23 protein-coding genes and 1 riboswitch are annotated in these 25,976 nt (G+C 75.0%); of the genes, 19 read left to right on the top strand and 4 right to left on the bottom strand.

All coding sequences use genetic code 11. The annotated features are described in order from the left end of the window. Nucleotides 1-10 precede the first annotated feature (10 nt). Together gcvH and ACZ5HG_RS00555 are read left to right on the top strand one after the other, a co-directional pair. A complete protein-coding gene (gene gcvH / locus ACZ5HG_RS00550; RefSeq protein WP_464179583.1) occupies nt 11-379 on the top strand; it encodes a glycine cleavage system protein GcvH in 369 nt (122 codons plus the stop codon). 249 nt (nt 380-628) lie between these two features. Continuing rightward, the gene (locus ACZ5HG_RS00555; protein ID WP_464179585.1) at nt 629-868 is read left to right on the top strand and encodes a LuxR C-terminal-related transcriptional regulator; all 240 of its coding nucleotides are present in this window, start codon (nt 629-631) and stop codon (nt 866-868) included. 100 nt (nt 869-968) lie between these two features. Here ACZ5HG_RS00555 and ACZ5HG_RS00560 read toward each other — a convergent pair whose 3' ends face one another. Continuing rightward, nucleotides 969-1,877, bottom strand: coding sequence for a LysR family transcriptional regulator (locus tag ACZ5HG_RS00560; RefSeq protein ID WP_464179587.1), 909 nt, complete (start codon nt 1,875-1,877; stop codon nt 969-971). Nucleotides 1,878-1,946: 69 nt separating this feature from the next. Here ACZ5HG_RS00560 and ACZ5HG_RS00565 point away from each other — a divergent pair, with 69 nt between their 5' ends. From ACZ5HG_RS00565 to ACZ5HG_RS00580, 4 genes are all read left to right on the top strand, one after another. Next, entirely contained in the window at nt 1,947-2,969 is a 1,023-nt protein-coding gene (locus tag ACZ5HG_RS00565; RefSeq protein WP_464179589.1) for a YeiH family protein, read from the top strand. Further along, nucleotides 2,966-3,304, top strand: coding sequence for a hypothetical protein (locus ACZ5HG_RS00570; protein WP_464179590.1), 339 nt, complete (start codon nt 2,966-2,968; stop codon nt 3,302-3,304). The genes ACZ5HG_RS00565 and ACZ5HG_RS00570 overlap by 4 nt, the downstream gene beginning before the upstream one ends. A 25-nt stretch (nt 3,305-3,329) precedes the next feature. After that, entirely contained in the window at nt 3,330-3,773 is a 444-nt protein-coding gene (locus ACZ5HG_RS00575; RefSeq protein ID WP_464179592.1) for a (deoxy)nucleoside triphosphate pyrophosphohydrolase, read from the top strand. Between the two features lie 193 nt (nt 3,774-3,966). Then, complete coding sequence (locus ACZ5HG_RS00580) at nt 3,967-4,410, top strand: Hsp20/alpha crystallin family protein (RefSeq protein ID WP_464179595.1); 444 nt, start codon at nt 3,967-3,969, stop codon at nt 4,408-4,410. A 64-nt stretch (nt 4,411-4,474) separates the two neighbouring features. Here the strand turns inward: ACZ5HG_RS00580 and metE are convergent, their stop codons facing one another. Beyond that, complete coding sequence (metE, locus tag ACZ5HG_RS00585) at nt 4,475-6,823, bottom strand: 5-methyltetrahydropteroyltriglutamate--homocysteine S-methyltransferase (RefSeq protein ID WP_464179597.1); 2,349 nt, start codon at nt 6,821-6,823, stop codon at nt 4,475-4,477. A 9-nt stretch (nt 6,824-6,832) separates the two neighbouring features. Beyond that, nucleotides 6,833-7,909 (bottom strand): methylenetetrahydrofolate reductase, encoded by a 1,077-nt coding sequence (locus ACZ5HG_RS00590; RefSeq protein WP_464179599.1) that lies wholly within the window; start codon nt 7,907-7,909, stop codon nt 6,833-6,835. Between the two features lie 5 nt (nt 7,910-7,914). Next, a riboswitch (SAM riboswitch) is annotated at nt 7,915-8,009 on the bottom strand. A gap of 247 nt (nt 8,010-8,256) precedes the next feature. On the opposite strand from ACZ5HG_RS00590, the gene ACZ5HG_RS00595 reads away from it, so the two are divergent. Continuing rightward, entirely contained in the window at nt 8,257-10,506 is a 2,250-nt protein-coding gene (locus tag ACZ5HG_RS00595) for a peptidase C14 (protein ID WP_464179601.1), read from the top strand. A gap of 340 nt (nt 10,507-10,846) precedes the next feature. Here ACZ5HG_RS00595 and ACZ5HG_RS00600 read toward each other — a convergent pair whose 3' ends face one another. Further along, nucleotides 10,847-11,896 (bottom strand): Gfo/Idh/MocA family oxidoreductase, encoded by a 1,050-nt coding sequence (locus tag ACZ5HG_RS00600; protein WP_464179603.1) that lies wholly within the window; start codon nt 11,894-11,896, stop codon nt 10,847-10,849. A 157-nt stretch (nt 11,897-12,053) separates the two neighbouring features. Between ACZ5HG_RS00600 and ACZ5HG_RS00605 the strand changes: the two genes are divergently transcribed. The 12 genes from ACZ5HG_RS00605 (at nt 12,054) to ACZ5HG_RS00660 (ending at nt 25,944) form a co-directional block, all read left to right on the top strand. Beyond that, nucleotides 12,054-12,953 (top strand): IclR family transcriptional regulator, encoded by a 900-nt coding sequence (locus tag ACZ5HG_RS00605; RefSeq protein WP_464179605.1) that lies wholly within the window; start codon nt 12,054-12,056, stop codon nt 12,951-12,953. A gap of 171 nt (nt 12,954-13,124) precedes the next feature. After that, nucleotides 13,125-14,507: a Gfo/Idh/MocA family protein gene (locus ACZ5HG_RS00610; protein WP_464179607.1), complete on the top strand. Its 1,383-nt coding sequence runs from the start codon at nt 13,125-13,127 to the stop codon at nt 14,505-14,507. 114 nt (nt 14,508-14,621) lie between these two features. Next, complete coding sequence (locus ACZ5HG_RS00615) at nt 14,622-15,881, top strand: ABC transporter substrate-binding protein (RefSeq protein ID WP_464179609.1); 1,260 nt, start codon at nt 14,622-14,624, stop codon at nt 15,879-15,881. Between the two features lie 80 nt (nt 15,882-15,961). Beyond that, nucleotides 15,962-16,900 (top strand): carbohydrate ABC transporter permease, encoded by a 939-nt coding sequence (locus ACZ5HG_RS00620; protein WP_464179611.1) that lies wholly within the window; start codon nt 15,962-15,964, stop codon nt 16,898-16,900. Further along, a complete protein-coding gene (locus tag ACZ5HG_RS00625; RefSeq protein WP_464179613.1) occupies nt 16,897-17,742 on the top strand; it encodes a carbohydrate ABC transporter permease in 846 nt (281 codons plus the stop codon). Before ACZ5HG_RS00620 ends, ACZ5HG_RS00625 begins: the two co-directional genes overlap by 4 nt. 37 nt (nt 17,743-17,779) lie before the next feature. Continuing rightward, nucleotides 17,780-18,823 carry an NAD-dependent epimerase/dehydratase family protein gene (locus ACZ5HG_RS00630; protein ID WP_464179615.1) on the top strand — a complete coding sequence of 348 codons (1,044 nt, stop codon included), beginning with the start codon at nt 17,780-17,782 and terminating at the stop codon, nt 18,821-18,823. A gap of 1 nt (nt 18,824) precedes the next feature. Beyond that, entirely contained in the window at nt 18,825-19,925 is a 1,101-nt protein-coding gene (locus ACZ5HG_RS00635; protein ID WP_464179617.1) for a dihydrodipicolinate synthase family protein, read from the top strand. After that, the gene (locus ACZ5HG_RS00640) at nt 19,922-20,989 is read left to right on the top strand and encodes a hydroxyacid dehydrogenase (RefSeq protein ID WP_464179620.1); all 1,068 of its coding nucleotides are present in this window, start codon (nt 19,922-19,924) and stop codon (nt 20,987-20,989) included. Before ACZ5HG_RS00635 ends, ACZ5HG_RS00640 begins: the two co-directional genes overlap by 4 nt. After that, entirely contained in the window at nt 20,986-21,852 is an 867-nt protein-coding gene (locus ACZ5HG_RS00645; RefSeq protein ID WP_464179622.1) for an HpcH/HpaI aldolase family protein, read from the top strand. The genes ACZ5HG_RS00640 and ACZ5HG_RS00645 overlap by 4 nt, the downstream gene beginning before the upstream one ends. Beyond that, a complete protein-coding gene (locus ACZ5HG_RS00650; protein WP_464179624.1) occupies nt 21,849-23,330 on the top strand; it encodes a neutral/alkaline non-lysosomal ceramidase N-terminal domain-containing protein in 1,482 nt (493 codons plus the stop codon). The genes ACZ5HG_RS00645 and ACZ5HG_RS00650 overlap by 4 nt, the downstream gene beginning before the upstream one ends. Next, nucleotides 23,327-24,136, top strand: a complete 810-nt coding sequence (locus tag ACZ5HG_RS00655; protein ID WP_464179626.1) for an SDR family NAD(P)-dependent oxidoreductase — start codon at nt 23,327-23,329, stop codon at nt 24,134-24,136. The genes ACZ5HG_RS00650 and ACZ5HG_RS00655 overlap by 4 nt, the downstream gene beginning before the upstream one ends. Continuing rightward, the gene (locus ACZ5HG_RS00660; RefSeq protein ID WP_464179628.1) at nt 24,133-25,944 is read left to right on the top strand and encodes a dihydroxy-acid dehydratase; all 1,812 of its coding nucleotides are present in this window, start codon (nt 24,133-24,135) and stop codon (nt 25,942-25,944) included. Before ACZ5HG_RS00655 ends, ACZ5HG_RS00660 begins: the two co-directional genes overlap by 4 nt. Nucleotides 25,945-25,976 lie beyond the last annotated feature (32 nt).

A 25,976-nucleotide genomic window follows, 5' to 3' on the forward strand; every position in this document is an offset into this window, starting at 1 on the left:
GGAGAGCACCATGAGCGACGTCCCCAGCAACCTGCAGTACACCGCCGAGCACGAGTGGATCGACACCGACGCCGGGCGGATCGGCATCACCGCGAACGCCGCCGAGGCGCTGGGCGACATCGTCTACCTGGAGCTGCCGACCGTCGGCTCGGAGATCACCGCCGGCGCGGTCGTCGGCGAGGTCGAGTCCACCAAGTCCGTCTCCGAGCTGTTCTCCCCGGTGTCCGGCACCGTCGTGGACGTCAACCAGGCCGCGGTGGACGAGCCCTCCGTGGTGAACCAGGACCCGTACGGCGCGGGCTGGCTGTTCACCGTCGAGGTCACCAGCACCGGCGACCTGCTGTCGGCCGAGGAGTATGCCGCGCAGATCACGGACTGAGACGAAGGTCCTGGCGGCGCTGCTCCGTTCGGGTGGTTCTGATCCCTCGGTCGGGGAAACGCTTCCCCAGGGGTGACCAGGGACTTCGGTCCTATACCACCGACTGCTTTGCCGCTTTTGACCGACATGCCGGTCGAATGGATGAGATCCCAACTCCGGGTGAGACGGCCACACTTGCCGATCACAACCGGTAGACGGCCGCTGGACCCCCTGCAGCCGGACCTCGTCACTCGTACACCGGAGGACATCATGACCACCCTCGAGCTCGCACCCACCCCACACGCCAGCATCTACGGCGAGCCGCTCACCACGCGTGAGCGCATCGTCCTGGCGGAGCTCACCGAGGACGTCACCCTCGAGGACATCGCCCGCCGCCTGTTCGTCACCCGCAACACGGTGAAGTCTCAGGTGCGCAGCGTGTACCGGAAGATCGGCGTCTCCACGCGGTCCGAGGCCGTCGCCTGGGCGACCGCCGCCGGCATCCGCTGACCCGCGCGCCGATCTCCGCACCCTCCGCGGACCGGTCGGCACCTCGATCGACGGCCCACCCTCCGGGCGCGTCGCACGCACGGCCCCGGGCCGCGCACCCTCAGCGGTGCGCGGCCCGCGCCATGCCCAGCACGTGCTCCGCGAGGTCCCGCGCCGCCGGAGACGGCCGCCGACCGCGCGCCCACACCAGCCGCAGCGTCCGGCTCAGGTCCACGCCGGTCACCGGCACCCGCACCAGATCGCCCCGGGCGATCTCGTCCGCCACCGTCAGCCGCGACAGCACCGCCGCCGCCGACCCGCCGCGCACCACGTTCTTCACCGCCGACGTCGAGCCGAGCTGCGCCGGGGATCCCGCCAGCGGGTGACCCGCCGCCGCCAGCGCCTCCTCCAGCACCGCGCGGGTGCCCGATCCCGCCTCCCGCACCGCGAGCGGCGCCGTCGCGAGGTCCGCCGCCGCCACCGGCCGCCGGCGTCGCGCCCACGGGTGCCCCGGCGCCACCACGACCACCAGCTCGTCCTCGCCCACCGACCGCGCGTGCAGCGCCGGGTCGACGCCCGGGCCCTCGACGAAGCCGAGATCCGCCCGCCCGTGCAGCACCGCGTCGGTGACGTCGCGCGAGTTCGCCACCACCAGGTCGACCACCGGGGCGTCGGCCGGGCGCGCCGCCAGCCAGCCCGGCACCAGGTACTCCGCCACGCTCAGGCTCGCCGCCACCGCCACCCGCCCCTGCCGGACGCTGCGCAGCGCGGTGACCTCCCGCTCCAGCGCGTCCGAGGCGGCCAGCACGTCGCGTCCTCGCGCCAGCACCGCGGTGCCCGAGGCCGTCAGCCGGGTGCCGGTGGCGGTGCGCACCAGCAGGGTCAGCCCGGTCTGCCGCTCCAGCCGGGCCAGCCCCGTGCTCACCGAGGGCTGCGCCAGGCCCAGCGCGCGCGCGGCGCCGGACAGCGAGCCGGTCGCGTCCACCGCGGCCAGCAGGTCGATCGCGCCGAGCGGGATGCGTGCAGCCATAGCCTCAGGCTAGAGGGTGGCAGGCAGGTCGGCGTTCCGTGAGCCCACGCGGGGCGGCACCGTGGACGGGTGCTCCTCGCTCCGCCCCGTCTGGTCGTCGCGGTCGCCCCCGGCCTCCTCGTCACCCTCGTCGTCTCCGGCCTCTGCCTCGCGCTCACGCAGGTCGCCCCCGCCCTGCCCGCGCTGCTGCTCGCCATCGCGCTCGGCACCGCCGCCCGCTCCTTCGGCTGGCTGCCCCCGACGCTGGACGCCGGCCTCGCGTGGACGTCCCGGCACGTGCTCCGCGCGGGTGTCGTGCTGCTCGGCCTCCAGCTCTCCGTCGGCGACCTGCTCCGGCTCGGCGGGCGCGAGGTGGTCGTCCTGCTGGTCACCGTCGCCGCCACCTTCACCAGCACCCTGTGGCTCGGCCGCCGCTGGAGGGTCGGGCGTGCGCTGACCCTGCTGGTCGCCACCGGCTTCTCGATCTGCGGGGCCGCCGCCGTCGCCGCCATGAGCCCGGTCGCCGAGGCCGAGGAGGACGACGTCGCCACCGCCGTCGCCCTGGTCACCCTGTACGGCAGCCTGGCGATCGTGCTGCTGCCGCTGATCGCCCGCGGTCTCGGCCTGAGCGACCGCACCGTCGGGCTGTGGGCGGGCATGTCCGTGCACGAGGTCGCCCAGGTGGTCGCCGCCGCCGGGACCGTGTCCGCCGCCGCGCTGGCCGTCGCCGTCGTCGCCAAGCTCGCGCGGGTGGTGCTGCTCGCGCCGCTGGTCGCGGGGACCGGGGTGGTGCGGCGCCGGCGGGCCGGGGTCGTTGCCGCCGGGGATGGGTCCGGGGCTGGGCGTGCGGCTCGTCCGCCGCTGGTGCCGCTGTTCGTCGTCGGCTTCCTCGTCGCGGTGCTGGTCCGCTCCGCCGGTCTGGTGCCGGACGCGGTCGTGCCGACGATCAAGCCCGTGACCACGCTGCTGCTCGGCGCCGCCATGGTCGCGCTCGGCACGCAGATCCACCTGCGTCGGCTGGTCCGCACCGGCGGGCGGGCGCTGGCCCTCGGCGGTGCGGCGACGCTGGTGGCGGCGGGGGTGAGCCTCGGCGGCCTGGCCCTGGTGGGGTGAGCGAGGATGCGGGGACGACGACCGATCGCCCGTCCCGTGCCGAGATCCACCGGACGATCCACGGCACGCCGATCAGCGACGCGCAGGTCCAGGCGTGGGCCGACGAGGCGGAGGCGGGCTCCGAGCTCCTCGCGGGCGCCGACCGCGGCGAGCACGGCCGGGGTCAGCAGGTGCTCGCGGTTCAGCCGGTACCGGTAGCCGTGGTTGGTCGGCTCCGCGGCGACGAGTCCGTGCTCGCAGAGCCGGTCCAGAGCGACCGCGATCCCGCGCCGGGTACCCCGGGGAGCGAGCCGGTGGATCTGCGTCTGACCGAGCAGTCACGTTCACCTTCCTGAGACACCCGCCTGGCAGACTGCGCCCATGACCGCTCCGGTGCTGGTCGTCGCGGCGGCGATCGTGGACGACCTCGACGACCCGACCGTGCTGCTGGCCGCCCGGCGGCGTTCCCCGGCGAGCCTCGCGGGCCGGTGGGAGTTCCCCGGCGGCAAGGTCGAGCCCGGTGAGACCCCCGAGGACGGCGTGCACCGCGAACTGCGCGAGGAGCTCGGCGTCGAGGTCGACCTCGGGGCGGAGCTGGTCGGCCCGGACGACGGCTGCTGGCGGCTGAGCCAGCGCTACACGATGCGGCTCTGGCTGGCCGAGATCCGCTCGGGGACGCCGCAGCCGCTGGTCGAGCACGACGAGCTGCGCTGGCTGCCCGCCGGGCGCTGGCACGAGGTGCCCTGGCTCGACGGCGACGTGCGGATCGTGGAGGCGCTGGCGCGCGCGGTCGGGCGGGGCGACACGGCGCCCATCGCGGGCTGACGCGTCTCCAGGACGCCGGGTCGAGCCCTCTGACCTGCGCCGTCGTCTCTGGGCGAACGCGCCCGCACCGGTCTGGCACTCTCAGGTCGAGAGTGCTAGAACATGTGCTGTAGCCGACCGGTGGCGAGTCCACCGGGCAGAGCGCGGTCCCCGGACCGTCCGGGGCCGAGTGCGTCAGAGGAGGTGACGGGCTGTGGCTACTCGATTCGACCCGTTCCAGGAGATGGACCGGCTGATGGGTCAGGTGCTCGGAGCGCAGCGGGCGTCGGCGTCGATGCCGATGGACCTGTTCCGTTCCGGTGATCACTACGTCCTCAACGTCGACCTGCCGGGCGCCGACCCGGGATCGATCGACGTCAGCGTGGACGACCGCACGCTGACCATCCGTGCCCAGCGCACCCCGCGCGCCGACGAGGGGGTGCAGTGGCTGGCCAAGGAGCGGCCGGCCGGCGCGTACGCCCGCCAGCTGACCGTGGGCCGAGGCCTCGACCTCGATGCCATCTCGGCCGCCTACGTCGATGGCGTGCTCAGCCTCACGATCCCGGTCGCGGAGGAGGCCAGGCCGCGCCGCGTCGAGGTCCGGACCGGTGAGACGCCGGCCGCGATCGAGCGGCACGACGCCTCCGCCACCGCCTGACCGACCACGACGGCCCGGGCCCCGCGCGTGCAGCGGGGCCCGGGCCGTCGTCGTGCCCGAGGCCTCAGGCCGTCGGCACCGCCAGCGTCGCGCGCACGGTGCGGGTCGCGGCGATCACGTGCTCCAGCGAGGGCGTGACCTCCTCGTAGCGGCGGGTCTTGAGGCCGCAGTCGGGGTTGACCCACAGCAGGGCCGGGTCGACGACGCGCACGGCGGAGGCGAGCAGGTCGGTGACCTCCTGCTCGCCGGGGACGCGCGGGGAGTGGATGTCGTAGACGCCGGGGCCGATGCCGCGCGGGTAGCCGGCGGCGGCGATGTCGCCGAGGATCTCCATCTTGGAGCGGGCGGCCTCGATCGAGGTGACGTCGGCGTCCAGCGCCTCGATCGCCCCGAACACCTCGCCGAACTCGGAGTAGCAGAGGTGGGTGTGGATCTGGGTGTCGGGCCGCACGCCGGAGGTGGCGAGGCGGAACGAGCGCACGGACCAGTCGAGGTAGGCGGCGTGGTCGGCGGCGCGCAGCGGCAGCAGCTCGCGCAGGGCGGGCTCGTCGACCTGCACGATCGCGGTGCCGGCGGCCTCCAGGTCGGCGATCTCGTCGCGCAGGGCGAGCGCCACCTGGTCGGCGGTGTCGCCGAGCGGCTGGTCGTCGCGCACGAAGGACCACGCGAGGATCGTCACCGGTCCGGTGAGCATGCCCTTGACCGGCTTCGGCGTGCGGGACTGCGCGTAGGTGGTCCACGGCACGGTGATCGGTGCCGGGCGGGAGACGTCGCCCCAGAGGATCGACGGGCGGGTGCACCGCGACCCGTAGGACTGCACCCAGCCGTTGCGGGTGACCGCGAAGCCGTCCAGGTTCTCGGCGAAGTACTGGACCATGTCGTTGCGCTCGGGCTCGCCGTGCACGAGGACGTCCAGGCCGATCTGCTCCTGGAGGTCGATCACGCGGGCGATCTCGGCGCGCATCTCGTCCTCGTACTGCGCGGCGGTGAGCTCGCCCCGGCCGAAGGCGGCACGGGCCAGCCGGATCTCCGGGGTCTGCGGGAACGAGCCGATGGTGGTGGTCGGCAGCGCGGGCAGGCCGAGGCGGGCGGCCTGGGCGTCGCGACGCTCGGCGAAGTCGCCGCGACGGTCGGCACCGGCAGGCAGGTCGGCGATCCGGGTGCGCACCTCGGGGCGGACGACGCCGGGCGCCTGCGCGCGGGACCGACGGGCGTCGGCGGCGGCGAGCAGCTCGGCGTGCACGGCCTCGCGGCCCTCGGTCAGGCCGGTGGCGAGGGTGACGACCTCGGCGGTCTTCTGGTCGGCGAACGCCAGCCAGGACAGCAGGGTCGGGTCGAGGTCGGGCTCGTCGGCGGTGTCGTGCGGCAGGTGGAACAGCGAGGTCGAGGAGCCGACGGCGACCTGCTCGGCGCCCAGGCCCTCCAGCCGCTCCAGGGTGGTGAGCGCGGCGTCGAGGTCGGTGCGCCAGATGTTGTGGCCGTCGACCACGCCGCCGACCAGGACCTTGCCGGACAGCCCCGGCACCGGCCCGGCGGGCACGGAGCCGCGCACCAGGTCGATCGCGAGACCGTCCACGTCGGTGCCCGCGAGCACGGGCAGCGCCTCGCCGAGGTCGCCGTAGGGGGCGGCGACCAGCAGGGCGGGACGCTCGCCGAGCGGCAGGTCGGTCGCCAGCGCGCGGTACGCCTCGGCGGTGGCGGCGAGCAGGCGCTCGGCGGGCACGCCGGTGGAGTCGGACACCAGGGCCGGCTCGTCGAGCTGCACCCAGGTGGCCCCGGCGCGGGCCAGCTCGCGCAGCAGCGCGGCGTAGACCGGCAGCACGTCGGCCAGCCGGTCGATCGGGGAGAAGTCGGCGGGCGAGCCCTCGGCGGCCTTGGCCAGCGCGAGGAACGTCACCGGGCCGACCAGCACCGGACGGGTGAGCACGCCGTCCTCGAGGCCCTCGGCGAGCTCGCGCACCGGGCGGTCGCCGGCGTAGCGGAACGCGGTCCCGGGGCCGATCTCCGGCACGAGGTAGTGGTAGTTCGAGTCGAACCACTTGGTCATCTCGAGCGGCAGGTCGTCCCCACGCCCGCGGGCCACGGTGGAGTACCCGGCGAGGTCGAGGGAGCCGTCGTCGCCGACCAGGTCGGCGAAGCGCTCCGGCACGGCGCCCAGCACGGCGGCGGTGTCGAGCACGTGGTCGTAGAACGAGAACGCGCTCGGGATCGCGGGCAGGTCGGTGGCCAGGCCGAGGCCGGCGAGCCGGGTGCGGGTGCGTCGGCGCAGGTCGGCGGCGGTGGCCTCGACCTGCTCGGCGGTGCTGCGGCCGGCCCAGAACTGCTCCAGGGCCTTCTTCAGCTCGCGGCGCGGCCCGATGCGGGGATAGCCGAGGACGATGCCGGACGGGAACGGGTGCGTGGGGTGGGTCATCTCTCGCCTTCAGGCTGTCGGGACGGGGGTCGGGTCAGGGGCCGCGGTGGTGCGGCAGCGGGAGCGCGGGGCGCCGTCGCCGCCGAGCCCGGCGCCCTCGAGCAGGTCGAGCGCGGGGCCGTGGGCGTTGAAGGTGTAGACGTGCACGCCGGGGGCGCCGTCGTCGAGCACGGCGTTCACCAGGTCGACGCCGAGCCGGGTGCCCGCGCGGTGCCGCTCGGCGAGGGCACGCTCGTCGGCGGGGTCGAAGGCGTCCAGCCGGTCGAGCACGCGCCGGGGCACGGGCACGCCGGTCAGCGTCTGCACGCGGCGCAGCCGCGCCGGGTCGGTCATCGGGATGATCCCGGGCACGATCGGGATGGTGACCCCGGCGTCCCGGGCCAGCGTGACGAGCTCGGCGTAGTCGGCGGCGTCGTAGAACACCTGGGTGATCGCGAAGTCGGCACCGGCGGCCTGCTTGGCGAGCAGCGCGGCGACGTCCTGCTCGCGGGTGCTGCCGGCACCGGCGTTGCCGCGCGGGAAGGCTGCCACCGCCACCGACAGCGGGCGGACCGTGGCGCGCACCGCCTGCGAGGGGCTGGTCGAGCAGCGCCGGGCCTCGATCTCGCGCAGCAGGCCGACCAGCGCGCCGGCGGTGCCGAGGCCGTCGGGGTGCGGCTGCCAGGAGGCGTCCTGCGGCGGGTCGCCGCGCAGGGCGAGGAAGGCGCGCACGCCCTCGTCCAGGAACTCCTCCACCACCGCGGTCAGCTCCTCGCGGGAGGTCCCGACGCAGGTCAGGTGCGCGATCGGGGTCAGTGAGGTCTCGCGCAGCAGCCGCCGGACCAGCGCCCGGGTTGTGCGCCGGGTGCTGCCGGAGGCGCCGTAGGTCACCGAGACGAAGTCGGGCCGCACGTCGGCCAGCGCCCGCACGGTGGACCACAGGCGCGGGGCGGCGTCCGGGTCGCGCGGCGGGAACAGCTCGAAGGAGACCGTCGGCCGGTCGACCGCGCCGAGGCCGTCGGCGACCACGTCACCGCGCCGGGGCTCGTCGGGACAGCCGGGGTCCTCACCCGTGGTCGGGTGCGGGGGTGCGCTGGTACCGCTCATCGGTCGCTCCATCGAACCTGGCGGAAGCACCCACACCCGCTCGCACGGGGGGTTGCTGCGACGTCGTCGAGCCAGGTCTCTCGGTCGCTCTGGATGGTGCGGCCACAGTAGGGCGGGGTCGGCGGGGTGACAACTGCCCCTGACGCGTCATGTTTCGGAGCCGCAGGTGGCCGACCCGTTGACACCGGATTTCACCCCGTCCTACGTTCGGTGCGTCCCGGCGCCCCCGCGTCGGCGATCGATCCCGCCCCCGCCGTCCCGCCCAGCCCGCGACCCGGCGACGCACCTCCCGCACGCCCCGGCACCCCCGACGGACCAGTCCGCACCGACTCGTCCCGGAGGTCCGTATGCGCACCGACAGCACCCCGACGCCCGAGCTCGACCCCGTCGACCCCGCACGACCCAGCCCCAGCCGACGCACCCTGCTCCGCGGCGGCGGGGCGTCCGTGCTCGCCGCCCTGGCCGTCGGCGCCACCGCCACGGCCGCCGGCGCCGCCCCGACCGACGTCGCGGTCGCGGGGACGACCCCCGCAGGCGGCCTCGCGAGCGGGCGCCGCACCGCGCAGGCCGCAGGAACCGTCGCCACCGTCGCGGCGCTGCGGGCGCTGCGTCCCTCCGCCGGTGACCTGGTGGTGGTCGCCGGGTACGCCGCGGCGGGTGACGGCGGCGCGATGGTCGTGCGCTGGGACGCCACCTCGACCGCCCCGGACAACGGCGGCACCGTGATCGCGGCCGACGGGCGCAGCACCGGGCGGTGGACGCAGGTGCACGACGGCACCGTGGACTTCCGCACCTTCGGAGTGCTGGACGCGAGCACCCCGGCGGACGACGCCCTGGACGCGATGGTGGCCGACCCCGCCGTGCAGCGGATCGAGGCGCACACCGACCTCAACTTCGTGCGCCGGCACCGGTTCACCCGCTCCGACCTGGTGATCGACCTCGGCGGGCACCTGATGACCACCGAGGGGATCGAGCCGGCGGCGGCCAACGACCCGTTCGCGGCGGTGCTGTTCTTCCAGGGCTCCGTGACCGACCACGTGGTGACCTCGACGCTGGCCGACGCGCTGCCCGAGCAGGTGGACATCCTGCCGGTGCCGGACTCGGAGGCCTTCACGGTCGGCGACTGGTACGCCGTGCAGACGAACACCCGGCCCGGTGGCGGCACCGCCGAGCGCGAGCTGATGTACCTGGTGCAGATCACGCAGGTGGTCGACGGCACGCACGTCCGGATCGGCTACAAGACGGGCTGGCCGCTCGCGGCGGGGCGGGTGCTGACGTTCACGCGGGTGGAGCCGGTGGAGCGGGTGACCGTGCAGCACCTGCGGTTCCGCGGCACGGGCACCGACCAGATCACCGGATCGCACCCGGTGGCCTTCGAGTACGCGGTGCGCTGCGACGTGCACGCGATCGACGCCGAGCACACCTTCTGGCCGGTGGTCATGCGCCGGTGGAACACGTCGTACGTGACCTCGCAGTGCTCGCTGACCAACCCGGTGAGCGTGACGCTCGGCGGGGCGGGCTACCTGACCCAGCAGATCTCCTGCCTGTACGCGCAGGTGCGGGACTGCCGGACGTCCAACGCCCGGCACCTGAACGACTTCACCTGCGCGGCGTACTCGATGGTGCAGAACTGCCACGGCGACGGCGACGTGCAGGGGCCGTTCGTCACCCACGGCCAGTACGAGCACGACCTGACCTACATCGGGAACTCCGGGCTGATGACCTTCGCGAACTCCGGGGCGACCTGGGGCGGGCGCGCCAAGCGCGTGACGGTCCGGCAGCAGGTGGCGGCGCTGTTCTTCGCCAGGGTCGGCGTGGTGGACCTCACGCTGGAGGACTGCCAGGTGGTGCGGGACCCGTCGATGCCGGACTACCCGAGCTGGATGTGGGTGAACGCCGACGGGCTCCAGATGCGCGGCTGCCGGGTGGACGGGCGGTTCCAGATCTCGCAGGCCACGGCGCTGTCCACCCGGCCGACGGTGATCGAGGACTGCGTGATCGGCACCGCGGACCAGCTCGCGTCGATGCCCTTCGTGGCGGCGAACGTGACGACGCCGGTGCACCTGGTGCGCACCACGATCACCGGGCTGGACGGGGCGACCGCGCTGGTGCAGGGCACGGGGCCGCTCACGCTCACCGGCTGTCGGCTGGTGGGGAAGGACGGCGGGTCGGCGGTGACGGTGGCGGCCTCGCGGCTGGTGCTGGACGGCACCGTGCTGGAGGGCACCGGCGTGCTGCTCGCGGGATCGACGGACCAGACGATCGAGGTGGTGGGTGGCAGCCGGGCGACCGGAGCGCCGTCCGGGGGGACCGTCTTCGGGCGGGACGGATCGGGTGGCACGCTGACCTGGGCGTTCGACGGGTACACCGGTGAGGCGGGGTCGGGCTCGGTGGCCCACGTGGCGATCGGCGGCGGCACGAACCACTACCGGGCGACCGGGTGCACCTTCGTCGGCGGGCGGATCGATCTGGCCGACAGTGGCTTCGGGGGGTCCTCGACGCTGCTGCACACCGGGTGCGTGGAGCGCGGCGTGACCCGCACCGCCCTGCCGGCGAGCGGGCCGCGGGTGCTGTCGGAGCCGAACCTGGTGGTGTGACGGGACGCAGCTGATGCGTGCGGTGATACAGAACAGCGCCAGGCTTTACAGAACCGTAACGCTGAACTGTTGCCGCCCTCGATCGCGCTTGCTTGAATGACGGAGTCCGTTCGGTTGTGCCGAATGGCGTTTGGAAAGTGCTCGTGGCGGAGCAGCAGAACCCCGCGGGACCCGGTCGGGCTGGACCGGACCCGCACCTCGGAGGGCAGCACCCTGACAGGTGCTGCCCTCCGGCGCGTCCGGGGGCGTGGCGGGTGCGGGGCGCGGCGGGGGTGGGTGCGACCGGGCGGAACGGCGGGCGGCCGGGCCCCCTGAGGTGCGCGACCAGCGCGCCCGACGATCACTCGACCAGCGCCGCTGTCACCCGCACCGTCGCCAGCAGCGCGTCCCCGGTCGGCCCGATCTCCTCCCGCCGCCCGGAGGCCACCCCGTCCACGAAGGCGCGCAGCAGCGGCAGCAGGTAGTCCGCGCCGAGCGCGATCGGGTGCTCGGTGCGCCCGGTCGCCCCCGCCACCGCGAGGTGGAACGGCGTCTGCTCCCCGTCGCGCGGCGCGAGCACCGTGATCGTGGCGAGGTCGCGTCCGGCCGGCACGGCGACGCTCCGCAGGCCGTCCCCCGGTGCACCGTCTTCCCGCAGCCCGGACCTGCGAACTCCCGATCCTCGCGCCGCGGATCGTCGCGCCCCGGACCCGCACGCGTCGGACCCGCGTGCCTCGGACCCCCAGGTGACGGTCACCGGGTCGTCCGCCGCCGGCACCGCGCGCAGCACGGCGAGCGCCGCCTCGACCGCGTGCACCGCGTAGGTCGCCAGGCCGCCGTGCGGGTCGTCCGGGTCGGCGGGGCCGGTCGCGGTGACCGCGATCCCGCCGGGATCGTCCGCCCAGCGTGCCCGGGCGGCACGGGTGGCAGGGTGCCAGCGCAGGGCGGAGCTGCTGGTCAGCGGGACGCCGAGCCGGTCGGCCAGGCGGACCAGGTGGGCGGCGTCGTCGGGGTCGGCGGTGAAGGGCTTGTCGACCAGCAGCGGGATCCCGGCGCGGAGCAGGGGATCGGCCAGCGCGCGGTGGGTGCGGGCGTCGCGGGTGGTGACGAGCACGGCGTCCACCCGGCCGGCCAGGGCGTCGGCGAGGTCGCTCGGGTCGCCGGTGAGGACCCGCAGGGTCGCGGCCGCCTGCGCGATCGGGGAGCCATCGCGGTCCGGCGCCGCCGAGCCCGCAATCCCCGAGCCCGCCGCCACCAGCGCCTCGACCCGATCCGCCCCCACCGGCTCGCACCCCGGCACGCCCAGCGCATCCACCCGCACGTCCGCCCCCAGCGCCCCGGCCCGCACCAGCCGCAGCACCTGGTCGACGTGCGAGGACGCAAGGCCGATCACGCCGAGCCGCACGGGCACCTCCGAGAGGGATCACGGCCCGCGGGGTCGATCCCGTGCGGTCCTGACGAACGAACGGAGCCGCCACGGTAGCACCGGGCTCTGGTCGGCAGGACCGAACACCCACTACCCTGACCGCAGCCCGGCAGCCGGGTCCGGACCGAGGCAGGGGGACGACATGGAGGCCAGGGTGCGCGCGGAGACCCCGCCGGAGGGGGCCGAGGACTCCCGCTACTGGGTGAAGTCCGTGGCCCGTGCGGTGGACGTGCTGGAGCTGCTGGCCTCGCGGCCGCCGGGCGAGGGGCTGTCGGTCACCGAGATCGGTGCGGCCCTCGGCCTGTCCAAGAGCGCCGCCTTCGCCACGCTCTACACGCTGACCCGGCGCGGGCTGGTGGCGGACGACGGCGTCGGCATGTCCCGGCGCTACCGGCTCGGCATGGCGCTGGCCCGGCTGGGCTCGCAGGCGCTGGCCCAGACCTCGCTGCGCGACGTCGCCCGCCCGCACCTGGTCGCGCTGGCCCGGGGCACCTCCGCCACCGCGCGGCTGGCCACGCTGGTGGCCGACCAGGCGGTGGTGATCGACCAGGTCGGCGGGAACGAGCGGGTGCGGCTCGACCTGCGGATGGGCAGCCACGAGCTGCCGCACTCCACCGGTCTCGGCAAGGCGATCCTGTCCTGCCTGCCGGCGGACGAGATCCGCGAGATCGTCGGCCGGGTCGGCCTGCTGCGCCGCACCCCGCGCACGATCACCGACGCCGACACCCTGGTCGCGCACCTGGCCGAGGCGCGCGAGCTCGGCTACGCCTTCGACGACGAGGAGGACGCCGAGGGGGTGTTCTGCATCGGCTCCCCGCTGCTCGGTCACGACGGCGCCTGCGTGGGCGCGATCTCGATCACCGGGCTCAAGCTCGACCAGTCCTCCTGGCACTACCAGGAGCTCGGCCGGACCGTCCGGGACGCCGCCCGAGCGATCTCCCGCGACCTCGGCCACGACCCCGCCGCACCCCCGGTCGCGGTGGTCGGCGGGGCCCTCCCGGAGGCACCCGAGGGGTTGACGCCCTCCGACCAGCCCGGCTAGCGTCCCTCGCACCGCTCGACCCGCCCCCAGCCCGGGAGGGTCGCAGCAGCAGGCCAGCCCCCTGCTCCGCCGCACGGTCGCCCTCGACGGCGAGGACGACCGGCACCTCCCCCACGCCTGACGCCCGACCGACGGACGAGTCCATCAGCGACGACTCCGAGGCGGTCAGTCATGTCAGCAGGTCCCGAGGCCACGGCCCCGACGGCGGAGCCCGCGCTCGTGCGCTCCCCGACGGCGCGTGCCGTGCCGGCGACCGAGCCGTGGCGGCACGCCGTGCGCCCCCGTCCGGCCGACGCCGTGCGGGGCCTGCCGCCGGTGACCGTCGCGCTGGTCGGCGCCGGCAACCGCGGTCAGACCTACCTGTCCTGGGTGCGGGAGAACCCCGACCGGGCCCGCCTGGTGGCGGTGGCGGACCCGCAGGCGTACCGGCGGGAGATCGTCGCGGCCGGTGACCCGGCGGTGGCGCACTACGACGACTGGCGCGACCTGGCGGCGCTGGGCCGGGTGGCCGACCTGGTGATCGTCTCCACCCAGGACCGGGACCACGCCGCACCGGCGAAGGCGTTCGCGGCCCTCGGGTACGCGGTGCTGCTGGAGAAGCCGATCGCGCCCACCGCCGCCGAGTGCCGGGAGATCGTCGCCGCCGTGCAGGCCGCCGGGGTGCTGTTCGGGGTCTGCCACGTGCTGCGGTACACCCCGTACACCGACCTGGTGAAGGAGGTCGTCGACTCCGGCGTGCTCGGCCGGGTGGTCGACGTGCAGCACCTCGAGCCGGTGGGCTGGTGGCACATGGCGCACTCCTACGTGCGCGGGCCCTGGCGGCAGGAGGCCACCTCGGCGCCGATGCTGCTGGCCAAGTCCTGCCACGACGTCGACTGGCTGCGCTACGTGACCGGGCTGCGGATCGAGCAGGTGTCGAGCTTCGGCTCGCTGACGGCGCTGCGGCCGGAGAACCGCCCCGAGGGCGCCGCGCACCGCTGCCTGGACTGCGCGATCGAGCCGACCTGCCCGTACTCGGCGCCCCGGCTGTACCTCGGCACGCTGCGCGCGGACGGCCCGGTGTGGCCGGTCACGGTGATCACGTCCCGCACCGACGAGGCCGGGGTGGTCGAGGCGCTGCGCGAGGGCCCCTACGGGGTCTGCGTGTGGGACTCGGACAACGACGTGGTGGACCACCAGGTCGTCGCGATGCGGTTGGAGGGCGGGGCCGCCGCCACGTTCACCATGACCGCGTTCTCCGAGCAGACCCACCGGCAGACCCGGATCTTCGGCACCCACGGCTGCCTGGAGGGCGACGGCGAGCAGGTCCGGGTCGTCGACTTCCGCACGAATACCACCCACGTGCTCGGCACCGACGTCAGCGGCTCGAACGCCGCGGACGGTCACGGCGGCGGCGACGCCGGGCTGATGGACGCGTTCACCGCGGCCGTCGCCACCGGTGACCGCTCGTGGGTGCGCTCGGGCCCCGCCGAGTCCCTGGAGAGCCACCTCGCGGTGTTCGCCGCCGAGGACGCCCGCCGCGCCGGCGACGTCCGGCAGGTCGGTGCCGCATGACGGCGCCACCCCCTTGACCCAGCCCGCTCCGCCCCGCACCACCCGCACGACCCCGATCAAGCCCGGACCGCCCCGCCACCCCCTGCGGCGGAGGGTCCCGACCAAGGAGATGCGATGAGACTCGCGACGACGTCGCTGGTGGCCGCTGGTGCGGCCTGCACGGTCCTGCTCGCCGGCTGCTCGTCCTCGGACAGCGGTGGCTCGGAGGGGGCGTCCGACGGCGCCCTGTCCGGCGAGGTCACCATGTGGATCTACCCGGTGATCGCGGACCAGACCACCCACGAGGACTTCTGGGACGCGCAGGTCACGGCGTTCCAGGCGGAGAACCCGGACGTGGAGGTGAACGTCGAGGTCTACCCGTGGGCGGGCCGCGACGAGTCGCTGACCACGGCCATCGCCGCCGGCACCGGGCCGGACGTGGTCTACCTGATCCCGGACCAGCTCGCCACGTACCAGTCCTCGATCGAGCCGATCGACGACTACCTGTCCGCCGAGCACGTGGCGGACATCCTGCCGAACGTGCAGGACTCGATCACCGTGGACGGCCAGATGCTCGGCTCCCCGCTGCTGACCTCCTCCAACCCGCTGGTGTGCGACAAGGCGGCCTTCGACGCGATCGGCGCCACCGAGTACCCGTCCACCTGGGACGACCTGATGGACGTGGCCCCGGCCCTCAAGGAGCAGGGGATCTACGCCACGAACTACTGGGGCTCGCCCGAGGTCACGCTGAACATGACGTTCTACCCGCTGCTCTGGCAGGCCGGCGGCGACGTGTTCAGCGAGGACGGCACCGAGGTCGCCTTCGACAGCGACGCGGGCGTCAAGGCGCTGGAGTACCTGGTCGAGCTGAACGAGGGCGGCTACCTGGAGCCCGACCTGATCACCACCACGCCGAGCATCGAGCAGACCGCGCTCGCGCAGAACAAGGTCGCCTGCACCTGGCAGTCCGGCCCGGCGGACGTCGAGGCGTACTGGGGCGCGGAGAACATCGTGATCCAGCCGCCGCTCACCGACGAGGAGACCGTCGGCTACGGCACGGTCGGCTCGCTCTCGATGCTCAAGGGCGCCGAGGACAAGGCCGCCGCGGGCGCGTGGATCGACTTCGTGACCTCCGCGGAGCCGGTGACCGAGTTCGTGACCACCGCCAAGATGTTCTCCCCGCTGACCTCCACCGGTGAGCTCTACGCCGACGACCCGGTCTACGGCGCGATCGAGCAGACCATCCCGGACACCACGGTCGGCCCGGTCAACGAGCACTCCCGCGAGGTGATGGGTGTGCTCGCCCCGGAGATCCAGGCCGCGCTGCTCGGGCAGAAGTCCGCGCAGGAGGCGCTCGACGCCGCGGCGAAGTCCGCAGCGGCGCTGCTCGGCTGATCCGGCCCCGGCGGGCGGGGAGACCCCTGCGTCCCCCCGCCCGCCGGTCCTCGCCTCGCCCCCACCCCCGAGAGGACGTCATGAGCACCACCGTGCAGGACCCCGTCCGGGCCCCGGCACCACCGCCCCGCCGCGGTGGCCGCTCCGGGCGCTCGGTGATGGCGCGCTGGGACGCGCGGATCGGTCTGCTGTTCGCGCTGCCGACGTTCCTGCTGTTCCTGGCGTTCCGGTTCGGCCCGGCCATCGCCGGTGTCGCGCTGAGCCTGTTCGACTACGACATCTCCGGCACGATCGAGTGGGAGGGCCTGGCGAACTTCCGGCGGATGGTCGACGACCCGGTCTTCTGGCAGTCGCTGCGGGTCACGGTGATCTACTCGGTGCTCGCGGTGCCGCTGTCGGTCGGGATGTCGCTGGTGCTCGCGCTGACCGTGCGCCGCCGGTTCCGCGGCGTCGGGTTCTTCCGCTCGGTGTTCTTCCTTCCGGTGATCACCTCGCTGGTGCTCGCGGGCACCGTGTTCGTCTGGGTGTTCTCCACCGGCGGCCCGGTCTCGACGATCTCGACCTGGCTCGGGGGCAGCGGGCAGTCCTGGCTGTCCTCGACGGTGCTGGTGATCCCGGCGCTGGTGCTGGTGGGCGTCTGGTCGCGGTTCGGCTACGGGATGCTCATCCTGCTCGCCGGGCTGCAGGACGTCCCCCGCGAGCTGGAGGAGGCGGCGCTCACCGACGGCGCCGGCGCGTGGGCCCGGTTCCGCTACATCGTGCTGCCGCACCTCAAGCCGTCGCTGTTCTTCCTCGCGGTGATCGAGACGACGGCGTCGTTCCAGGTGTTCGACCTGATCTTCGTGATGACCCAGGGCGGCCCGGCGCGCGGCTCCTACACCCTCGTCTACATGCTCTACGACCAGGGCTTCAAGTACGTCGACTACGGCTACGCCTCGGCGATCGGCGTCGCGCTGTTCGTGATGACCCTGGTGGTGGCCGTGATCCAGCGCCGGTTCCTCGGCAAGGAGGAGAAGTGAGCGCCCGCCGTCCCTACCGCGCCCTGGAGCCGACCCGTGGCGGCAAGGTGCTGCGCGGCGTCCTGCTCGGGATCGCGAGCGTCCTGACGATCTTCCCGTTCTACGCGATGGTGGTCATCGCGCTGAAGCCGGAGACCGCGATCCGCTTCCCGCAGTCGCTGGTCCCGTGGGACCTGGACACCTCGGCGTTCTCCTCGGTGCTGTCCGGGCAGGACATGCTCCGCTGGACGCTGAACAGCGTCGTCTACTCGGTGGTCTCCGTGGTGCTGGTGCTGGTGCTCGCCTCGATGGCCGGCTACGCCTTCGCCAAGAAGCGGTTCCCGGGGCGCGAGGCGATGTTCTGGTCGTTCCTGGCGATGGTGATGGTGCCGTACCACGTCACGCTGATCCCGACCTTCATCGTCATGGCGAAGGCCGGCGGCGTGGACACCTACTGGGGCCTGATCCTGCCCTCGCTGGCGAACGCCCAGGCGGTGTTCCTCATGCGCCAGTTCATCAAGGGTCTGCCGGACGAGCTGTTCGAGGCGGCGCGGATCGACGGCGCGGGGGAGTGGCGCACCTTCGTCACGATCGTGCTTCCGCTGTGCAAGCCGGTGCTCGCCACCCTCGGCACCTTCGTCTTCCTCTGGCACTGGAACGACTTCCTGTGGCCGCTGATCATCGGCAAGTCCTCGGAGATGTGGACGCTGACCGTCGGCATCGCCTCCCTGCGGCAGCAGCAGGTGCCGCTGTCGGTGGTGCTCGCCGGCTCGGTGATCGCGCTGGTGCCGATCTTCGCGGCCTACGCCGTCGCGCAGCGCTCCTTCCAGGAGGGCGTCGCCCACACCGGGATCAAGGGCTGACGTGCTCGATCCCCGCACTCCCACGAGAGAGGACCCGATGTTCACCTCGGAGACCGAGCTGGAGGACCGGCTCACCACCCCGTCGCCCGCACTGGTGGCGGACCTCGCCCGTGCCGGCGAGGAGGGACGCGGCGGCGACCTGGTGATCCTCGGCGCCGGCGGCAAGATGGGCCCGACCCTCGCGGTGCTGGCGCGGCGCGCGCTGGACGCCGCCGGTCGGGGCACCGACGCGGTGCACGCCGTCTCGCGCTGGTCCGACCCGGTGCAGGCCGACCGGCTGCGCGCCGCCGGGGTGCACGTGGTGGCGGCCGACCTGCTCGGCGACGACGACGCGGGGCTGACGGCGCTGCCGGACGGCGCCGACGTGCTGTTCATGGTGGGCGCCAAGTTCGGCTCGGCCGCCGCGCCGTCCTGGGCGTGGGCGGTCAACGCGGCGCTGCCGGACCGGGTGGCCCGGCGGTACGCGGGATCGCGGATCACCGCGTTCTCCACCGGCAACGTCTACCCGCTGGTGCCGGTGACCTCGCAGGGGGCCGCCGAGCAGCACCCGGTGGGGCCGGTCGGCGAGTACGCGATGTCCTGCCTGGGCCGTGAGCGCGTCTTCGCGCACGGTGCGCTGACCCGCGGCACCCCGGTCGCGCTGATCCGGCTGAACTACGCCGTCGACCTGCGCTACGGGGTGCTCTACGACCTGGCCTCGACGATCCTCGACGGCGCGCCGGTCGACCTGACCACCGGGCACGTCAACGTGGTGTGGCAGGGCTACGCCAACGAGGTCACGCTGCGGACCATGGCGCACGCCTCGCCCGAGGTGTTCACGCTCAACCTCACCGGTCCCGAGGTGCTGCCGGTGGAGCGGGTCGCGCGTCGGCTGGCGCACGGTCTCGGGCGGGAGGTCACCTTCACCGGAGATCCCGCGCCGACCGCGCTGCTCAACGACGCCACCCGCTGCCACGACCTGTTCGGCTACCCGGACGTCACCGCGGGCACCCTGATCGACTGGCAGGCGGCCTGGCTGAGCGCGGGGCTGCCCACCAGCGGCAAGCCGACCAAGTGGGCCGTGCGGGACGGGAAGTTCTGAGATGACCGCGACCCTCCCCGCCGACGTCGCCGCGCTGCTGCGCGCCGGCACCGTGATCCCCGCGCACCCGCTGGCGCTCACCGAGCAGCGCAGGCTGGACGAGCGGCACCAGCGCGCCCTCACCCGCTACTACCTGGCCTCCGGCGCCGGGGGCGTGGCCGTGGGCGTGCACACCACCCAGTTCGAGATCCGCGATCCCGGGATCGACCTCTACGAGCCGGTGCTCGCGCTGGCCGCCGACACCATCGACCAGGCGCTCGCGGTGGACCCGCGCCCGTTCCTGCGGGTCGCCGGGGTCGCCGGACCGACCGCGCAGGCCGTCGCCGAGGCGGAGACCGCCGCTCGCCTGGGGTACCACGCGGTGCTGCTCAGCCCGCCGCGACCGGCCGCCGACGACCCGGTGCTCGCCGACCCCGCGCGCTTCGAGGACCTGATGATCGAGCGGGCCGCCGCCGTCGGCGAGGTGCTGCCGGTGATCGGCTTCTACCTCCAGGCCGCGATCCGCGGACCCCGGCTGTCGTTGGACTTCTGGCGCCGGTTCGCCGAGCTCGACGCGGTGGTGGCGATCAAGGCCGCACCCTTCGACCGGTACAAGACCCTCGACGTCGCGCGGGCCGTCGCCGGCTCCTCGCGGGGGCCGCAGATCGCCCTCTACACCGGCAACGACGACGCGATCGTCGCCGACCTGCTCTCCGACCTGATCTTCGAGGGCCCCGACGGGGTGCCGGTCACCCGGCGGGTGCGCGGCGGGCTGCTCGGGCACTGGTCGGTGTGGACCCGGCGGGCCGTCGAGCTGCTGGCGCAGGTGGAGCAGGCGCGCGCGGGGGACCGCGAGGCGCTCGCGGACCTGGTGCACCGGTCGGCCGCGATCACCGACGCCAACGCCGCCCTGTTCGACCCCTCCCACGGCTTCGCCGGCTGCATCGCCGGGGTGCACGAGGTGCTGCGCCGGCAGGGGCTGCTGACCGGCACCTGGTGCCTCGACCCCGCCGAGACCCTGTCGCCCGGGCAGTCCGAGGAGATCGACCGCGTGCTGCGGCTGCACCCCTGGCTCAGCGACGACGCGTTCGTGGCCGAGCACCTGGAGGAGTGGCTGCGATGACGACGACCGTGCTGGCGGCGGTGCCGGTCGCGCTGCGGGGGGAGCTGTTCCCGGAGGAGTCCGTGGCGCGGCTGGCGGCCGCTGCGGGGGCGCTGGCCGGGTCGCGCGGCGTGGCGAGCGCCGCCGGGGCCGAGGGTGTCACGGCGGACGGATCGATCGGCTGGCTCGACGGCGGTGCCGCGCTGCTCGCCGACGGGGCCGGACCGTGGCCGGAGGTCGAGGTGCTGATCACCTCCTGGGGCCAGCCGCCGCTGGACGACGCCCTGCTGGACCGGCTGCCCCGGCTGCGGCTCGCCGCGCACATCGGCGCCACCGTGCGCCCGTTCGTCACCCCGGCGTCCTTCGCGCGCGGCGTGCAGGTCACCCAGGCCGGGCAGGCGATGGCCCGGCCGGTGGCGGAGGTCGCGCTGGCGTTCACCCTCGCGCTGCTGCACCGGGTGCCGCGCTTCGACCACGCGCTGCGCACCGGAGCGCCCTGGGAGCAGGCCGAGGCGGCACCGCCCCGGCACGAGATCCTCGGCGCCCCGGTCGGCGTGGTCGGCGCCTCGCGCACCGGTCGCGCGTACGTGGACCTGCTGCGCGCCGTCGGCGCCCGGGTGCTGGTGACCGACCCCTACCTGAGCGCCGCGGAGGCCCGCGACCTGGGTGCCGAGCTGCTGCCGCTGGACGACCTGCTCGCCGCCTCCCGCGTGGTGGCCCTGCACGCGCCGAGCCTGCCGGAGACGCACCACCTGATCGACGCCCGCCGGCTGGCCCTGCTGCCGGACGGCGCGGGGCTGGTCAACACCGCGCGCTCCTGGCTGGTGGACGAGGCCGCGCTGCTCGCCGAGGTGCGCACCGGGCGGATCGACGCCGCGCTGGACGTGTTCGACGCCGAGCCGCTGCCCGTCGACCACCCGCTGCGGACGCTGCCGAACGTGCTGCTCACCCCGCACCACGCCGCCGGCACCGTCGAGGGGCGGCTGCGGCAGGGCGGGATCGTGGTGGACGAGGTGGAACGGCTGGTGCGGGGCGAGGGGCTGCGGCACGCGGTGACCGCGGCGGATCTGGAGCGGATGGCATGACGGGGACGATGCGGGACGCGGGCGCGGCGGGGCTGCGGGGCGGGGCGGGCGGACCGGCCCTGCGCGGCCGGTGGGCCGCCGGGCTGCCGGCGCGCGGGGTGTGGAGCACCCTGCCCGACCCGGTGGTCGCCGAGCTGCTCGGCCGCGCGGGCTACGACTACGTCTGCGTGGACCTCCAGCACGGCATGACCGGCCCCGGCACGGTGCTGCCGGTGCTCCAGGCGCTGCGCCCGACGCCCGCGACCGTGCTGGTCAGAGTGCCCGGCCCGGACCCGGAGGCGATGATGCGCGCCCTCGACCTCGGCGCCGACGGGGTGATCGTGCCGATGGTCGACACCCCCGAGCAGGCCGCCGCCGCGGTCGCCGCCTGCACCTACCCGCCGGGCGGGGTGCGGTCCTGGGGGCCGATGTGGGGCGACGTCGACGGGGGCGCGCCCACGCCGGCCGAGGCCGATGCCGCGCGGATCGTGGTCGCCATGGTGGAGACCGCCGCCGGGCTGGCGAACGCCGACGCCATCGCCGCCGTGCCCGGGGTGGACGCGGTCTACGTCGGCCCGAACGACCTGGCGCTCTCCCTCGGCCACGGGCGCGAGACCTACCTGACCTCGTCGGCCGTGCACGCCGCGCTGGACCGGGTGGTCGCCGCGACCACCACCGCCGGCACCGTGACCGGGCTGCACTGCGCCACGCCGGAGATGGCCGCGTACTGGCGGGACCGGGGGGTGCGGATGCTCACCGTCGCCACCGACACGACGCTGCTGCGGGCGGGATCGGCGGACGCGCTGCGGCGGGCCGACGCCGCGGTGCCGGACGCTGCCGTGCCCGCGACTGCCGTGCCCGTCGACCGGGAGGCCGCCCGATGACCGCGCCCGAGGCCCCCGTCCTCCGCGACGTGCTGCCCGCCGTCACCACCTGGACCCCGCGCGAGTCCGCGCTGACCGCAGGGGTGGGCCGCGCCGACATCACCCCGCCGGTCGGCGTCCGTGCGCGATCGTGGGGCGCAGCCCGCACCGACGTCGCCACCGGCGTGCACCGGCCGCTCACCGCCACCGCCCTGGCGTTCCGGGACGAGACCGCCGACCGCTGGCGTTACCTGCTGACCCTCGATCTCGGCTGGTGGCGGGAGGCCGCGTCCTTCACGCGGCTGCGCGACCCGCTGCTGGCCGCCCTCGACGCCGAGCCGGACGACCTGCTGCTGCACCTGGTGCACACCCACGCCGGACCGTCGATCTGCGACCTCGGCCTCGACCTGCCCGGCGCCGACCTGCTGCCCGCCTACCAGCAGACCCTCCTCGACGGGGCGACGGCCGCCTGCATCACGGCCCGGGACGCCGCACGCCCGGCCGTCGTCACCTGGGCGCAGGGCACCTGCGACCTCGCCGTCACCCGCAACCTCCCGTGCGGGGACCGCGACGTGGTGGCCTTCGACCCGGGCACCCCCGCCGACGGCACGCTGCTGGTCGGCCGGGTGGTGGATCGCGCGCAGCCCGACCGGCTGCTCGGCGTGCTGCTCAACTACGCCTGCCACCCGACCACGCTGGCGCACCACAACACCCTGCTCTCGCCGGACCTGGTCGGCGCCGCCCGCGAGGTCGTCGAGCGCGAGACCGGGGCACCCTGCCTGTTCCTCCAGGGCGCCTCCGGCGAGCTGTCCCCGCGCGAGCAGTACCAGCCCGGCACCGAGGTCACCGACCGGAACGGCCGCACGCTCGGCTTTGCGGCCCTCGGCGTGCTGTCGGGCATGGGGACGCCGGGCACCCACCTGCGCTTCGACGGCGTGGTGGAGTCCGGAGCGCCGATCGGCCTCTGGCTGCCCGAGCCCGCCGAGGTGCCGGCCGACGTGCGCTGCGTGAGCGCGCGGGTGCCGCTGGCCGCCGTGCCGGTGCCGACCGCCGCGCAGGTCGCCGCGCGCTGGTCCGGGATCGACCCGGTGGCCGCCGCCGAGCGCCGCGATCGTGCCGGCCGGCTCGCGGAGGGCTACCTGGACGGGGACGTCGCCCGCCACCCGCTGTGGGTGTGGCACCTCGGTGACGCGGTGATCGTGGCGCACCCCGGCGAGGCGTTCTCCGCGCTCCAGACCACCCTGCGCGCCCGGCACCCCGAGCGCGCGGTGCTGGTGCTCAACCTGACCAACGGCCCCGGCTTCGTCTACCTGCCGGACCGCGCCTCCTACGGCCGCGACCGCTACCAGGTGTGGCAGACCCTGCTCGCCGCGGGCTGCCTGGAGACGCTGACCGAGGCCGCCGACGCCCTGGTCGCCGCCGGCCCCCCGCCCCGGCCGTTGACCGGCCCCGATCCCCGCTCGGCGACGAGCAACGACCCCCACGAGGTGCCCGCATGACCGTCCCCGCCCGCTCCGTCGTCGTCACCGGCTCGTCTTCCGGGATCGGCCGGTCGATCGCCCTGCGGCTGGCCGCCGACGGCTGGGCCGTGGTGGTCGTCGGGCGGGACGCCGCGCGGGTGGATGCCGTGGTCGCCGAGATCACCGGGGCCGACGGCACCGCGACCGGCGTGGTCGGGGACGTCGGGGAGCGCGACCTGCACCCCCGGCTGCTCGCCGCCGCGCTGACCCTGGCCCCGCTGGGCGGCTGGGTGAACTGCGCCGGCACCACGATCCGCAACGGACTGACCGCGCTGTCCGCCGAGGCCACCGAGACCATGCTGCGCGGCAACCAGCTCGGCACCCTGTGGGGCTGCGAGACGGCGGTGTCCCACCTGGTCGGCGCGGGCGGCGGGGCGATCGTCAACATGTCCTCGGTGCACGGCCGGGCCGCCTACCCGGAGCACACCGTCTACGAGATGACCAAGGCAGCGATCGAGGCGCTGACCCGCTCGGTGGCCGTCACCTACGCCGCCCAGGGTGTGCGCGCCAACGCGGTCGCCCCCGGCGCCGTGCGCTCGCCCGCGCTGGACGAGTCGTTCCTCCGCGCCCCTGACCCGGTGGCCGCTGAGCGCTTCCTCGCGCAGCGGTCCCCGTCCGGACGGATCGGCGAGCCGGAGGAGATCGCCGCCGTGGTGGCGTTCCTGCTGTCCGACCAGGCGTCCTACGTGTCCGGGCAGAGCATCGCGATCGACGGCGGGTGGACGGCGGCTCTCGGCGCCGACCCGGAGGAGCCGGGCGCGCGACGGTCGGGGGTGGCGGAGTGACCGGCGTGCTGCCGCCGACGGGCGGCTCCGCGCCGCTGCGTCCGTCCGCCGCTGCCGCGCCGCTGCGCAGCACCGCGTGGTTCGGCGGGGACGACGAGGTCGCCCTGCTGCACCGCGTCGCGCTGCGCCTGGGCCCGGAGGACGTCGGCCGTCCCGTGGTCGGCATCGCGGACACCGCCTCCGACCTCAACCCGTGCAACGCCGGTTTCACCGCGCTCGCGGAGCACGTCGCCGAGGGGATCCGGGCGGCCGGCGGCATCCCGGTGCGCTTCCCGGTGATGTCGCTCGGCGAGGACCTGATGAAGCCCTCGGCGATGCTCTACCGCAACCTCGTCGCCATGGAGCTGGAGGAGACGGTCCGCTCCTACCCGCTCGACGGCGTGGTCTACCTGGCGAACTGCGACAAGACCGTGCCCGCCGCGCTGATGGCGGCCGCCTCCACGGACGTGCCCGCGCTGCTGCTGCTCGGCGGTGCGCGCTCCGCGCCGGAGTTCCGCGGGCGGGCGCTGGGCGCCGGCACCGACCTGTGGCGGGCGCTGGAGGACCGCCGAGCCGGCGTGCTGGACGACGAGGGCTGGCGCGGCCTGGAGCGCTGCCTGTCCTGCGCCGGCCCGGGCGCCTGCAACGTGATGGGTACCGCCTCCACGCTGGCGATGCTCACCGAGGCGATCGGGATGGCCCTGCCCGGCACCGCCCTGCTGGACGCCACCGGCCCCGCCGTCGAGGCCGCCGCCCGCGCGACCGGGGAGCGGGTGGTCGCCATGGTCGGCGCCGCCGAGCGACCCTCGGCGCGGATCACCCAGACCGCCCTGGACACCGCCGCGCGGGTGCTCGCCGCCGTCGGCGGGTCCACCAACGCCGTGATCCACCTGGCCGCCGTCGCCGGGCGCCTCGGGCTGGACGCGAGCCTGCCCCGCCTCGACGCCCTGTGGCGGGACGTCCCGCTGCTCGCCGACGTGGAGCCGTGCGGCTCCGGCCTGGTGCACCGCCTGCGCGCCGACGGCGGCCTGCCCACGCTGCTGGCCGCGCTGGTCCCGCTGATCGGCTCGGACGCGGCGCTCGCGCAGCGCGCGGGGGACGGTCGCCCGTGGGGCGAGGTGCTGGCCGACTTCCCCGGGCCGGGGACGCCGGGATCGCTGATCCGCACGCTCGCCGACCCGGTGCTCCCCGCGCCGACCCTCGCCGCGGTGCACGGCAGCCTCGCCCCCTCCGGCGCGGTGATCAAGGTGGCCGCCGCCACCCCCGACCTGCTCGCGCACACCGGCCGCGCGGTCGTCTTCGACTCCTACGACGACATGCGCACCCGCCTGGACGACCCCGACCTCGACGTCACCGAGGACGACGTGCTGGTGGTGCGGGGCTGCGGACCGGTGGGCGTGCCCGGCATGCCGGAGTGGGGCATGGCGCCGATCCCGCAGCGGCTGGTCGAGCGCGGTGTGCGGGACATGGTGCGGATCAGCGACGGGCGGATGAGCGGCACGTCCTTCGGCACCGTCCTGCTGCACGTCGCCCCCGAGGCGGCGGTCGGCGGCCCGCTGGCGCTGGTGCAGGACGGCGACCCGATCCGGCTCGACCTCGCCGCACGCTCCCTGGACCTGCTGGTGGACGCCGCCGAGATCGACCGCCGCCGCGCCGCCCTCACCGCCGCGGGAGGGCCACCGCGCGCCGGCGCCCGGCACCTGCGCGGCTGGCCCCGGCTGTACGCCGAGCACGTGCTCCAGGCCGACCAGGGCGCCGACCTCGACTTCCTCACCGCGCCGACACCCGCGCACCGGGTGTTCGTGGAACCCGTGGTGGGGCGCTCATGACCGACCCCGCACCCCCGTACCCCGACGGCACC

Source organism: Cellulomonas sp. GTC20042 (assembly GCF_055389595.1).

What these genes read in the sequence shown, in the direction of transcription:
- gcvH (WP_464179583.1), top strand. Translation starts at nt 11, where the DNA reads ATGAGCGACGTCCCCAGCAACCTGCAGTACACCGCCGAGCACGAGTGG.
- ACZ5HG_RS00555 (WP_464179585.1), top strand. Translation starts at nt 629, where the DNA reads ATGACCACCCTCGAGCTCGCACCCACCCCACACGCCAGCATCTACGGC.
- ACZ5HG_RS00560 (WP_464179587.1), bottom strand. Translation starts at nt 1,877, where the DNA reads ATGGCTGCACGCATCCCGCTCGGCGCGATCGACCTGCTGGCCGCGGTG.
- ACZ5HG_RS00575 (WP_464179592.1), top strand. Translation starts at nt 3,330, where the DNA reads ATGACCGCTCCGGTGCTGGTCGTCGCGGCGGCGATCGTGGACGACCTC.
- metE (WP_464179597.1), bottom strand. Translation starts at nt 6,823, where the DNA reads ATGACCCACCCCACGCACCCGTTCCCGTCCGGCATCGTCCTCGGCTAT.
- ACZ5HG_RS00590 (WP_464179599.1), bottom strand. Translation starts at nt 7,909, where the DNA reads ATGAGCGGTACCAGCGCACCCCCGCACCCGACCACGGGTGAGGACCCC.
- ACZ5HG_RS00595 (WP_464179601.1), top strand. Translation starts at nt 8,257, where the DNA reads ATGCGCACCGACAGCACCCCGACGCCCGAGCTCGACCCCGTCGACCCC.
- ACZ5HG_RS00605 (WP_464179605.1), top strand. Translation starts at nt 12,054, where the DNA reads ATGGAGGCCAGGGTGCGCGCGGAGACCCCGCCGGAGGGGGCCGAGGAC.
- ACZ5HG_RS00610 (WP_464179607.1), top strand. Translation starts at nt 13,125, where the DNA reads ATGTCAGCAGGTCCCGAGGCCACGGCCCCGACGGCGGAGCCCGCGCTC.
- ACZ5HG_RS00615 (WP_464179609.1), top strand. Translation starts at nt 14,622, where the DNA reads ATGAGACTCGCGACGACGTCGCTGGTGGCCGCTGGTGCGGCCTGCACG.
- ACZ5HG_RS00620 (WP_464179611.1), top strand. Translation starts at nt 15,962, where the DNA reads ATGAGCACCACCGTGCAGGACCCCGTCCGGGCCCCGGCACCACCGCCC.
- ACZ5HG_RS00630 (WP_464179615.1), top strand. Translation starts at nt 17,780, where the DNA reads ATGTTCACCTCGGAGACCGAGCTGGAGGACCGGCTCACCACCCCGTCG.
- ACZ5HG_RS00635 (WP_464179617.1), top strand. Translation starts at nt 18,825, where the DNA reads ATGACCGCGACCCTCCCCGCCGACGTCGCCGCGCTGCTGCGCGCCGGC.
- ACZ5HG_RS00640 (WP_464179620.1), top strand. Translation starts at nt 19,922, where the DNA reads ATGACGACGACCGTGCTGGCGGCGGTGCCGGTCGCGCTGCGGGGGGAG.
- ACZ5HG_RS00645 (WP_464179622.1), top strand. Translation starts at nt 20,986, where the DNA reads ATGACGGGGACGATGCGGGACGCGGGCGCGGCGGGGCTGCGGGGCGGG.
- ACZ5HG_RS00650 (WP_464179624.1), top strand. Translation starts at nt 21,849, where the DNA reads ATGACCGCGCCCGAGGCCCCCGTCCTCCGCGACGTGCTGCCCGCCGTC.
- ACZ5HG_RS00655 (WP_464179626.1), top strand. Translation starts at nt 23,327, where the DNA reads ATGACCGTCCCCGCCCGCTCCGTCGTCGTCACCGGCTCGTCTTCCGGG.